Genomic DNA, 11,697 nt, shown 5'->3' with positions numbered 1-11,697 from the left:
TCGCGACCGGATGCTGCGGTTTTTCACGCGGCTTTTGCTAGTCACGGGCGTTATCTGACCAACGCAAATGCCTCGCGACTCGCAATTTCGCCCGCGCCGAATACGCCGATTACCGTGTAGTCCGACGCCACGCATTCGAACGTCGACGCCTGAAACGTGATGACGAAATGACGCCGCACGAGTGGCGCTGTGGCCATCGACGCGTCGTCATTCGCCACCGCCGCTAGCTCCGCGCACAGCGACGAATTGACGACCTCATGCACGGCGTAGCTACACAGACCCTGCCCGGCGAGCGGATGAACGGAAAGATCCGCGTCGCCGGGCGGACCGAGCCGATGAAAACCGGCGTCGGCAAATAGCACCGCGCAAAAAGGATCGTCGTCGGGATCGAAAGGCCCGAAACGCTCAAAGTCCGATTCCGCGATCGGATAAGTCAGAATCACGCGGCGATCGCTCGCGACAATGAACGGTTCGGCGGCATCGGTGGCCGGTTGAGGAACAGAGTCCAGCAGGACGACCTGGTCTTCCTGCTGGGATGCATCGAAGGTGCTAACCATCTACTTCACGACTCCGCTGCCATCCGTTGCTATTGGCTGTCATTACGCCGCGCTAGCCTGCACCGCCGACGTTTGCGCTGCCGCCGGAGCCGCAGGTGCAGCGGCGCTCTTTGCCGCGGCCTTGCGTGCCGGTGCCTTCGCGGCGGTCTTCACCGCGCTCTTGCGGCCGGCGGTTTTCTTCACCGCGGCTTTTCTGCTAGCCGGCGTCGCCTTTTTGGCGACGGCCTTTTTAGCAACCGCCTTTTTTGCCGCCGTCTTGCGCGTTGCCTTTTTGGCTACCGCTTTTTTTGCGGCGGTCGCTTTCGCTTTGCCGGTTTTAGCCGCCGCCTTGGTCGATGCCGGAGCCGCTGCGCCATCGATCAGGAATTTGCTGCGATCCTTGACCGTGGCGAGCCATGCCGGTGCCGGACCGCGACCGCTCCAGGTTGCGCCGGTTTTCGGATTGATGTACTTCGGCGGCTGCGCGCCTTTCGGCTGACCTTTACCGCGCTTTGCGGGCGCCGCCGCGGATTTCATTTCGCTCGCGCCGTCGACGAGAAACGACGTGCGATCCTTGACGTTGGCAATCCAGCCCGGTGCGCGGCCGTGACCGGTCCACGTCGCGCCCGTCTTCGGGTCGCGATACTTCGCCGGCGTTGCCGCTTTGGCGGCTTTGGTCACGCCGGCGGGTCGGCCACGACCGCGGCCCGTGACGCCATTCAGACCGCGCGCGGTACGGCGTGCCTTTGCCTGTGCTTCGATATCGGCTGTGGTGAGACCATGCTTGAGCATCAATTCGCGAATCTGATCGACTGCGGTCTGTGCTTTTCTGGCAATGAGAACGTCAGCTTGTTGCTGGAGCTTCTTAAGCTTTGCTTGGATTTGCTCTAACGTGGGCATCTGATTGCTCCTTATGTGGTAATCGTCGAACTATGCCATGAATAACGGAAGAAAGGCAGTCTCAACCTATCCAAACCTTCAGTACTTCGATAGACATGGATGCGGTGCTTAGTCACACGGCGTTAATAAAAGCTTTCAGACACTGCGCGGGACTCGCCCTATCCTCCTTCCTTTTACCTTCCTCCTGATTCCTCTTCTCCGCTTCAGTTCCCTTCGCTCAAATGGGTGTAAAAACGACGACCTGCCGATCGGCAATGTATCTGACACTTCGTATAAAGCGGTAGTGTTGACCGTCCGCCGTAATCCGGTTGATTCCCAGACAGGTGAGCATCAGCATTTCATCAGCCTGAAAAGCGTCGACCACACCGGAATCCGTCAAATCCTCCAAAGCGCCGGATGGATTTCCCACATAGACGCTGCGCAATTGCTTGCCGATGCGCATCACGACCACGCTTTTTCCCTCGTCGAGCGCCAATTCAAGAAAGCTCGCGAGGGTGCGCAACGACTCCGGCGTACAAGTCCGGGTCGGATAAATCCCAGAATTGGGTGTTGCCATGTGTGTTTCCCCGTCGACAGGAAGGCCATTGCTGTGCTTGATGGCAATAACCGCTTCTACTATAGGCAAGCTTTCAAATATTCAAAGGAGAGTAGTTCATTTTTATTTAAAAGCGACGCTTTTTTGCATCCGGCAATCGGACAGCGGATTCGAAATCCACTAAAACGGCGCAAGGAAAATTGTCAATGCGGCTGTCGCGGACCGTAACCTACGGTTACCAATCTTGCAGTAGCGGTTGCGCCTGAGTCGCGCCCATCCTTCTACACTTCGAGCGGTGTCCGGCTGCCTCAGTCCGGCCGATAGAAAGCCGTCGCGCAGCGAGCGCTATTCGGCGGCCTATTGAAAAGAGGCGTGGAAACGCCATGTTCGATCCATTCAACAATACGGTACTTGCAATGAAAGCTGGTTATATTCGGGCTGCCCTCGCGGCGGCGGCAATCTCTCTGACCATGGCCGGCACCGCGCATGCGGCCGGTTGCCTGAAAGGCGCGGTGGTAGGTGGCGTCGCCGGGCACTATGCGGGACATCACGCGGTGGCCGGCGCGGTCGGCGGCTGTATCGTCGGCAGGCATATGGCCAAAAAGCACGCCGAAGAACAGGCAGCGGCGCACGTCGCCCAGCATCAGCAGGTCGGAATGCAATAAATAGTCAGGCGGATGGGGCCGCCGCCGCGAATTCTCGTGGGGCGGCGACCCAACAGGAAGGTCGAGGCATGCTTGCGCAGCGATACGCGCAGCTGCGCTCATTCACGCCTCGCTCATGCCTCATTCGCCTCATTCATGCCTCACTCACGCTTCGTTCACGCTATCCGCAATCCACGAGCAGGCAAGATCTCCTGAGTCGTGACGAAGCGGTGCTGCTTGACCGCGTCGTGAAAGAGACGGTAGTCGCTTTTCTCGAACGCATGGGTCCACTCCGGTCTGTCCCCGGTGTCGTCGTCGCACAGTAAACCGGTGGCCTGGTATTTCCACGAATCTCGGCCTTTGGCGATATAACCGGGCACCGCTTCTTTCAAACCCGGAATACGGCCGCCTTTTACCCATTCGCAGACTGTCCGCAAACGCAGGTTATCGTCCGGGTTCCGGCTCGTATCGAGCAGCCGGGTCAATGCATCCTTGACGTCGTCCGGCATGCCGGGCTGCGTGTCGAAGTCCTCCCGCCCCGCCAGATAGCCGCGCACCGCGCGGCACGCCATCTCGGCGGCCTGCACGAAATCCGGCAAATTGTGTCGCGAGATAAAGTTGTTGCGGCCGTCGATGTAATGCCAGCGCGCCCACGGCTGGTCGGGATAATGCAAGGCGGCGCCGTGGCCGACCGGCAGCGCGATCGTCAGAATGTCTTCTTCCACATGCTCGATCAGATGTCCGACCGCGCGCTCGAGATTCGCGATCCAGCCTTTGCGCGTGCAATCCTGCGCTTCGAGAAGATGAACGCGATTCCACGGACTTTCGATTCCCGCGAATCCCTGATGCGCCCAGGTATCGACATACGTATGAAGCGTCACGCCGAGTCGGTGCAAGCCGGTCTCCGAATCGCGCTGCCGGATCGCGCGCCGCACGACTTCTCGCGCGACTTCGCTATCCGGCCGGCAAATCGCTTTTTCTTCCAGGGTTATCCCCTCTCCGGCCGGCAGAAAATGAAATGGCGTCCAGACCAGACGATTCTGGTCGTTCTCGGTATTGGCGTAATCGAATAACTTGTGCGCAGTGGCAAAACGCTCGAACGTCTCGCCGCCTTTGAAACGCAATATCCCGTTCGTCGTGGCGTCGTCGACATATTGGCAGGCATGCGCGACGATCCGCGCATCGCCGGCCGTCATGCCGCCGACCCGCGCGGCGATATAGACCACGCCGTAGTGAAAGTCGATATTCATGGCTGGCGCTCCTAAGCGCGCGCAGAAAGACAGCCGGCGGTTGCCGGCGACAAGACGGGACAGGACGATACGGCGAGCTGCGCGTGAGTAGATAGTAGACGGGCAAACCACCCGCAACTTGAAAAAAGACGCGTTTCCAGCGAGTTTTTTCAACGGTTTGCGCCACTCGACTGTTTGGGATACCGAGTGAAGAACGAAGCTATCCGGCGCAACGTCGTCCGCTTTTCGGACAATAATCGCAGAAATACGAAAACGCCGACCAGGCGACGCATGCGCCGCCACGAGCCGGCCACACCCGTTTCAGTCAGGTCAGATGCGTAATGGAAAGACGCTTATTCCAGTGCTGATTCAGGTACTCGAGCGCAAACATCCGGTGACAATGATGTGGTAAATGTTCGCTGCAAAGCAGGCAACCGGATTCAAATAGCGCGATATCCAGATTGCTTTCCACCCGGCGCCGCGCAATCAGCTCGAAATACTCGGTGCGAAAGTTCTCCCAGCTCAATTCCTTGCTCTGATAGCGCTTGAACAGATCTGGCTCGGGAGCCAGTTCCGGCATTTCGACGTAGGTCGCGCCGCACAGATGTTCGAGAAAGTACGGCAGATCCTGTTTCTTCGCGAAGCCGGCAAGTTGCGACGTGTTATTGAGGCGAATGTCGAGCACCGTGCGTACGCCGGCGTCTTTGATCGAATCGAAGAACTTCTGTGCGGTCTTGCCGGTAAAGCCGATGCTCGCCACCTGCACCGGGGTCTTGTCGCGTTTCATCGAGTGTCCTTTCACGGGCAATTCGGCGCCCCTAAAAACAGCAGGCCTCGCTGCGATTGCCGGAGCGAGGCCTGAATGTCAGCGCATGCGGTGCACGCTTACTTGACGATGTCGACCAGTTCGACTTCGAAGGTCAGATCCGTATTCGGCGGAATCGGACCGACGCCGCGATCGCCGTAAGCGGTCGCCGCCGGGCACGTGAGCCGCGCCTTACCGCCGACTTTCATCTTCTGCACGCCTTGCGTCCAGCACGGAATCACGCGATTGAGCGGGAACGTCGCCGGGCCGCCATGCTTTGCCGAGCTATCGAATTCGGTACCGTTCGGCAGCGTGCCGCGGTAGTTGACCTTCACGACGTCGGTTGCGACCGGTTGCAGGCCCGTGCCTTGCGTCAGATGTTCGACGACGACACCGGACGGCAGTTTTTCCGTGGTCGGCGCAGCGGCCATCGCGGTCGAGGACAGAACGGTTGCAGCCAGCAGAGCAACGAGTGATTTCAAAGCGAATCTCCAGTGGGGTGAGTCGGCTCATTGTAGCGGAGGATGTCGGCCGGGGTTAGCGATTGACGGCTGCGCTGAACCACCGTCACGGTTTCGCGGTCCACATGTAGATCCCGGCGAGCGCTTCGCCGGCGCGTGAATCCCATGCCATTGCCAGCAGAGCGCTTTCGATGACCGAGCCGGCCGATTCCGACGACCCCATCGCTGCATCCTCCGCCACGCCCGCCGGCACCGGCGAGCATCGCCGCGCGCCGCGGCACCGGCGCATCCCGCGCAGCCGCGCGCAACAGGCGCGGCTCGATGCCCGCGAACCCGCGTTCGAACCGCTGCCGTTTCCGTCCTACGCGCCGGACGAACCGGCCACGCGTCGTCCGTTCGCCGACAAACTCGACGCATGGTTCGCGCGGCGCAACTGGCAGGCCTTCGAATTCCAGCGGGAAGTCTGGCGCGACATCGCAGAGGGCGCGAGCGGTCTGCTGCATGCGAGCACCGGCGCGGGCAAAACCTGGGCGGTGTGGTTCGGCGCGCTGGCCACGTTCGCGAACGAAGCGGCGGCGTCACGCAAACAGCCGGCGCCGTTGACCGTGCTGTGGATCACGCCGATGCGCGCGCTCGCCGCCGACACCGCCAGCGCCTTGCAAAGCTCGGCGGTCGAACTCGCGATGCCGTGGAGCGTCGGACTGCGCACCGGCGATACCTCGTCGGCCGAACGCGAGCGCCAGAACCGGCGCATGCCGTCGGCACTCGTCACGACGCCCGAGAGCCTCACGCTGATCCTCACGCGCGCCGATGCGCGCGAGGTGCTGTCGCATGTACGGCTCGTGATCGTCGACGAATGGCATGAACTGCTCGGCAACAAGCGCGGCACGCAGACGCAACTCGCGCTCGCGCGACTCACGCATTGGCGACCCGGCTTGCAGGTGTGGGGCCTGTCGGCGACGCTCGGCAATCTGTCGTTCGCGGTCGACGTGCTGCTCGCGTCGGTCACGACACCGCGCGTCAGCGTACACGGCGCGCTTCCGAAGAAGCTGATCGTCGACACGCTCATTCCCGAGACGATTGAGCGCTTCCCATGGGGCGGTCATATGGGCATGCGCCAGGTCGATGCGGTCGCGAGTGCAATCGACACCGCGCGTACCTCGCTCGTGTTCACCAACACGCGCTCGCAATGCGAGGTGTGGTATCAGGCGCTGCTCGACGCGCGCCCTGAATGGGCCGGACTGATTGCGCTGCATCACGGCTCGCTCGATCAAACCGTGCGCGAATGGGTCGAACGCGGGCTGAAAAACGGTGCACTGAAAGTCGCGGTGTGTACGTCGAGTCTCGATCTTGGCGTCGACTTTCTGCCGGTGGAACGCATCTTCCAGATCGGTTCGCCGAAGGGCGTCGCGCGTTTGATGCAGCGCGCGGGCCGCTCCGGACACGCACCCGGCTTGCCGTCGCGCGTGACGATCGTGCCGACGCACGCGCTCGAACTGATCGAAGCGGCGGCCGCGCGCGAGGCAGTCGAACGACGGCAGATCGAAAGCCGCGATACGCCGGAGAAGCCGTTCGACGTGCTGGTTCAGCATCTCGTCACCGTGGCGATCGGCGGCGGCTTCGACGCGCGCGAACTATATGAAGAAGTTCTGCATACCTACGCATATCGGCATCTGACGCAGACGGAGTTCGACTGGGCGCTCGGTTTTGTCGAAGGCGGCGGCGCGACACTGCGCGCGTATCCCGACTACCACCGCGTCGCCCGCGACGAGGATGGGGTTTATCGCGTGCCGCGCGACGATCTCGCGCGCCGGCATCGCAACAACATCGGCACGATCGTCGCGAACGGCACGCTGAACGTCGCGTATCTGTCGGGCGGGCGAATCGGTGCAATCGAAGAATCGTTTATTTCACGGCTCAAACCGGGCGACGTATTCACGTTCGGCGGTCGCGCGCTCGAACTGATTCGCGTGCAAGACATGACCGCGTGGGTGCGACGCGCGCGTTCGTCGCGAGGCGCGATGCCGCAATGGGCCGGCAGCCGCATGCCGTTGTCGTCCGAGCTCGCCGACGCCACGCTGACGATGCTCGCGCGCGCCGCCCGCGGCGTCTACGACGAACCCGAAATGCGCGCGGTGCGCCCGTTGCTCGAATTGCAGAAGAAGTGGTCGGCATTACCCGAGCCTGGCGTACTCGTGATCGAATTGCTGAAGTCGCGCGAAGGGCATCATCTGTTCTGTTATCCATTCGCGGGGCGCACCGCGCATATCGGTCTCGGCGCGCTACTCGCGTGGCGCGTCGCGCGCGACAATCCCGGCACGTTTTCGATTTCGATGAACGACTACGGTTTCGAATTGCTGTGCGCACAGGCATTCGATTGGGACGCGCAATTGCGCAACGGTCTGCTCTCGCCCGCTGAACTCGATCACGACATTCTCGCGAGCCTCAATTCGTCGGAACTCTCGTTGCGGCGTTTTCGCGAGATTGCGCGCGTGTCGGGACTCGTATTTCAGGCGCATCCGGGACAGCAGAAAAGCGCGCGGCAATTGCAGGCATCGAGCGGGCTTTTCTACGAGATTTTTCGTCAGCACGATCGCGGCAATCTGCTGCTCGACCAGGCCGATACCGAAGTACTGCTGCAGGAACTCGACGTGCAACGCATCCGTCTCGCACTCGAACGAATGAATGCGAGCCGCGTGGTACTCACGCGTCCGAAGAAACCGACGCCGTTTGCTTTTCCGTTGATCGTCGGACGCCTGCGCGAAAAAGTGAGTACCGAGAAGCTCGCGGATCGCGTCGAGCGGATGCTCGCCGAACTCGAAAACGCGGCGCAACGATGAGGCCGACGTCGCTCGCGATCGCCCTTGCCGGACACATGCTCGTGCTGTCGAGCTTGCGCGCGAGCTTCGATCCGGTGATGCGCGCGCTCTTTATCGCCGACGCGCATTTCGGCAAGGACGCGGTGTTTCGCGCGCGCGGCATTCCGGTGCCGGCGGGATCGACCGCGGACAATCTGCGGCGTATCGATAGCCTGATTGCGCAGTTCGAGCCGGCGATGCTGGTGTTTCTAGGCGATCTGCTGCACGCACGCGAATCGCTGTCGACGCTCACGCTCGATGCGTTGCACGCGTGGCGCGCACGGCATCCGTCATTGCGCGTGGTGCTCGTCGAAGGCAATCACGACCGGCATGCGGGCGCGTTGCCGAGCACGTTGGACGTCGAGTCCGTACGCGAGCCATGGCGGCTCGGACCGTGGGCACTGTGCCATCACCCGCGCGCGATCGAGCACGCGTATGTGCTCGCCGGGCATGTGCATCCGGTCTACCGGATCGCGACGCGGACCGATTCGGTGCGGGTACCGTGTTTCCGTTTCGGGAGCGACTGCGGGGTGCTGCCGGCATTCGGGAGTTTTACCGGGGGCGCGAGGGAGACAGGACGGATCGCGGGGGAACGCGTTTTTCTGGTGGTGCAGGAGAAGGTGATCGAACTGAAGGGGTAAGTGGACGGGCGGAGCCGTCCACTTTGTGGTCTGTTTCGGTGTGCTTTTACTTCGCGAGGTCTCGGTTGACCTGGCTTTGACTTCGATGTGGCCGAGACCGCAGGCTGTTTGCCGCAACGCTCGATGACGGGTGGTGCGGAGGCCGGTTGGCGCCGGCCTCCGCACTCGTGGAAAGCCTCGTGTTGCGCGGGGCTTGCGCCATCGATCAGTGGTTGCCGCCGCCATGGCCACCGTTGCCGGAGCCACCGCCGTGGCCACCGTGGCCGGAACCGCCGTTGCCTTGGCCTCCGCCGTTGCCACCGTTGCCAGCACCGCCGCCACCGCCTTGGCCTCCGTTGCCGGAACCGCCATTGCCCTGACCGCCGCCGTTGCCGCCGTTTCCAGCGCCGCCGCCACCGCCATGGCCTCCGTTGCCGGAGCCACCGCTGCCCTGACCGCCGCCGTTGCCGCCGTTTCCGGCGCCGCCACCGCCGCCATGGCCTCCGTTGCCGGAACCGCCGCTGCCCTGACCGCCGCCGTTGCCGCCATTGCCAGCGCCCCCGCCACCTTGGCCGCCGTTGCCGGAACCGCCATTGCCTTGGCCACCGCCATTGCCGCCGTTTCCAGCACCGCCACCACCGCCATGGCCTCCGTTGCCGGAACCGCCGCCCTGACCGCCGCCGTTGCCACCGTTTCCAGCACCGCCACCGCCGCCATGGCCTCCATTGCCGGAACCGCCGCCCTGGCCGCCACCGCTGCCGCCGTTTCCAGCACCGCCACCACCGCCGTGGCCTCCGTTGCCGGAACCGCCGCTGCCCTGGCCGCCGCCGTTTCCACTATTGCCGCCGTTTCCAGCGCCGCCACTGCCGCCATGGCCTCCGTTGCCGGAACCGCCATTGCCTTGGCCGCCGCCGTTGCCGTTGCCGTTGCCGCCATTACCAGCACCGCCGTCGCCACCGTGGCCTCCGTTACCGGAACCGCCGTTACCCTGGCCGCCGCCTTTGCCACCATTACCGGCACCGCCATCACCACCATGGCCTCCGTTAGCCGGGCCACCGCTGCTTCCATGACCGCCATCGCCATTACCGCTATGGCCATGACCGCTGTCACCGTGACCACCGTCGCCATCGCCGCTGTGGCCGCTGTGGCCGTGGCCTCCGTCGCCGTGACCACCATCGCCGTCGCCACTGTGACCACGGCCTCCATCGCCGTGACCGCCGTCACCGTCGCCACTGTGGCCATGGCCTCCGTCGCCGTGACCGCCATCGCCGCTGTGGCCGTGACCGCCGTCGCCGTGGCCGCCATCGCCGTCGCCACTATGGCCATGACCACCGTCACCGTGACCGCCATCGCCGTCGCCGCTGTGGCCATGGCCACCATCTCCGTGACCGCCATCGCCGTCGCCACTGTGACCATGACCACCGTCACCGTGACCGCCATCACCGTCGCCACTGTGACCATGACCGCCGTCGCCATGGCCGCCATCACCGTCACCACTGTGACCGTGGCCGCCATCTCCGTGACCGCCATCGCCGTCGCCACTGTGACCATGACCACCGTCACCGTCACCGTGACCGCCATCACCGTCACCGCCGTGGCCGTGGCCATGTCCATGACCATGTCCGTGGCCATGCCCACCATCACCGCCATCGCCACCATCACCGCCGTTATCGCCACCACCGTTATCGCCGCCGCCGGGACCAGTGCCGCCACCGGTGCCGCCATTTCCAGGCCCGTCGCCGCCACCGTTGCCGGCGCCGTTACCGTTGTTATTCCCAGTACTACCCGACCCCAATCCGCCCGAGCCGGAATTCGCCGAGCTATTACCGTTGCTCGCGTTATTGCCGCTGCCCGCGCCCGGCGACGACGTCCCGCTACCCGCCTGCGAGGTCGATCCCAGCGCCGACGCGACGCCCGCGCCGCCAGCCGCCAGCAGTCCGCCGCCCTGCGAAGTGCAGCCGGGCCCTCCGCCCGACGGACACCCACCGCGCGCCTGCGCAACAACCATCGCGCCAGAATTGGCGGCCTCGCCGCCCGCGTCCCCTGCATTGGTCTGCGCGCCCGCCATCGCCGCATAAAGACTGACCGCGACCGCCAACGCCGCGCGCCGTGTCCCCAACCGCCACGCGTCCCCGCTTTGCTTTTTCATTTCTCTCTCCTAATTATTCCGTCTGCAACGACCGGTCCAAATAACGAGTGAATCTCCGCTTACTGGGAAAACGAAAATTCAAAGCCCAGCCGGTTTCGTTTCGTGCGCATTACCCCCGGTCGCACTAAACCCCTCTCTCGCGGAAAATCCCCGGTCCGATTTAGCGTATTTCGAGAGAATCGGCTGACTGTGCGCGGACATCGTCAATGGAACGGCACAGCGAAGCTTGATGGACACTGAAGTTATTCGTGCCGCATTCGGGTTACCGTGCGCTAGACCACGCAATGCAGTAGCGCCGGAACGCCCGGGAGAACGGCTGCCGTGGCCGATCCGGCATCATTCATCGATATATCGGCGGAAAAAGCAGATAAATCATTTCTTCAGACATTTAATTCGATTCATTACGCTCGCCGCACCCCAATCAGATAAAAATAAATTCATCATGGTTTTCTCGCATTAAAGCGAGTTTCTTATCAATCAGCCGTTTTATTCATGTGACTATCCGCACATAAAAAGGAAAATGCGAAACGCCGAATGAGCGTAATCCCACAGACACTCTTCACAAAAACATCGCATCGCGCGCGTGAATCGCCACGAGCCCGCACATCGCATTCGCCCCGTAAAAAATCGCTCGTACGGTGTGCGCTAACCCACACACGCCAGCCTCGCCAGATGCGCAGTTGCATGCGCAACACAACCGCAACACAGCCGGCAGAAAAAAGTACCCCGCGAAAAGCGCACCACGGAAAAGCGCGCCGTACACGCGCATCGCCCGCAAAGTGTCGCGACGCAACCACCAGCGCGGCACACAACCAACACTTGATCGCGCCAGCTTTTCCCGAAGCATTTCCACCATCCGGCGCCGCGCAGCCGATCTCATCGCACCGGCCGCCCGCGCAGGCCTGCCGCACGCGCCGTCGCGCCCGATCGTCGGTAGGCGCGGGTATACCTTTGTTTGAC

10 protein-coding genes are annotated in these 11,697 nt (G+C 62.8%); 4 read left to right on the top strand and 6 right to left on the bottom strand.

Annotation, left to right across the window (positions count from 1 at the left end; all coding sequences use genetic code 11):
* Positions 1-50: 50 nt before the first annotated feature.
* The 3 genes from HHL14_RS26750 to HHL14_RS26740 form a co-directional block, all read right to left on the bottom strand.
* Positions 51-557, bottom strand: a complete 507-nt coding sequence (locus HHL14_RS26750; RefSeq protein ID WP_169500601.1) for a hypothetical protein — start codon at positions 555-557, stop codon at positions 51-53.
* Between the two features lie 42 nt (positions 558-599).
* Positions 600-1,436: an H-NS family nucleoid-associated regulatory protein gene (locus tag HHL14_RS26745; RefSeq protein WP_169500600.1), complete on the bottom strand. Its 837-nt coding sequence runs from the start codon at positions 1,434-1,436 to the stop codon at positions 600-602.
* A 217-nt stretch (positions 1,437-1,653) separates the two neighbouring features.
* On the bottom strand, positions 1,654-1,992 hold the full coding sequence (locus HHL14_RS26740) for a hypothetical protein (RefSeq protein WP_169500599.1): 339 nt from the start codon (positions 1,990-1,992) through the stop codon (positions 1,654-1,656).
* Between the two features lie 395 nt (positions 1,993-2,387).
* On the opposite strand from HHL14_RS26740, the gene HHL14_RS26735 reads away from it, so the two are divergent.
* Positions 2,388-2,636, top strand: coding sequence for a hypothetical protein (locus HHL14_RS26735; protein ID WP_206002537.1), 249 nt, complete (start codon positions 2,388-2,390; stop codon positions 2,634-2,636).
* Positions 2,637-2,791: 155 nt separating this feature from the next.
* Here the strand turns inward: HHL14_RS26735 and HHL14_RS26730 are convergent, their stop codons facing one another.
* The 3 genes from HHL14_RS26730 to HHL14_RS26720 all read right to left on the bottom strand — a co-directional run bounded on the left by HHL14_RS26730 (position 2,792) and on the right by HHL14_RS26720 (position 5,080).
* Positions 2,792-3,865 (bottom strand): DUF6765 family protein, encoded by a 1,074-nt coding sequence (locus HHL14_RS26730; protein WP_169500653.1) that lies wholly within the window; start codon positions 3,863-3,865, stop codon positions 2,792-2,794.
* A gap of 304 nt (positions 3,866-4,169) precedes the next feature.
* The gene (locus HHL14_RS26725; protein WP_169500598.1) at positions 4,170-4,631 is read right to left on the bottom strand and encodes a DUF488 domain-containing protein; all 462 of its coding nucleotides are present in this window, start codon (positions 4,629-4,631) and stop codon (positions 4,170-4,172) included.
* A gap of 98 nt (positions 4,632-4,729) precedes the next feature.
* Complete coding sequence (locus HHL14_RS26720) at positions 4,730-5,080, bottom strand: FKBP-type peptidyl-prolyl cis-trans isomerase (protein WP_230413219.1); 351 nt, start codon at positions 5,078-5,080, stop codon at positions 4,730-4,732.
* A gap of 221 nt (positions 5,081-5,301) precedes the next feature.
* On the opposite strand from HHL14_RS26720, the gene HHL14_RS26715 reads away from it, so the two are divergent.
* From HHL14_RS26715 to HHL14_RS26705, 3 genes are all read left to right on the top strand, one after another.
* Positions 5,302-7,950, top strand: coding sequence for a ligase-associated DNA damage response DEXH box helicase (locus HHL14_RS26715; RefSeq protein WP_206002531.1), 2,649 nt, complete (start codon positions 5,302-5,304; stop codon positions 7,948-7,950).
* Positions 7,947-8,609: a ligase-associated DNA damage response endonuclease PdeM gene (gene pdeM, locus HHL14_RS26710; RefSeq protein ID WP_169500596.1), complete on the top strand. Its 663-nt coding sequence runs from the start codon at positions 7,947-7,949 to the stop codon at positions 8,607-8,609. Before HHL14_RS26715 ends, pdeM begins: the two co-directional genes overlap by 4 nt.
* 223 nt (positions 8,610-8,832) lie before the next feature.
* On the top strand, positions 8,833-10,788 hold the full coding sequence (locus HHL14_RS26705) for a hypothetical protein (protein WP_169500595.1): 1,956 nt from the start codon (positions 8,833-8,835) through the stop codon (positions 10,786-10,788).
* Positions 10,789-11,697 lie beyond the last annotated feature (909 nt).

Origin of the sequence: Paraburkholderia antibiotica (assembly GCF_012927125.1) — a bacterium.
GTDB lineage: Bacteria > Pseudomonadota > Gammaproteobacteria > Burkholderiales > Burkholderiaceae > Paraburkholderia > Paraburkholderia antibiotica.
The sequence above is the reverse complement of the archived record's forward strand: the minus strand, read 5'-3'. Positions and strand labels throughout refer to the sequence as shown.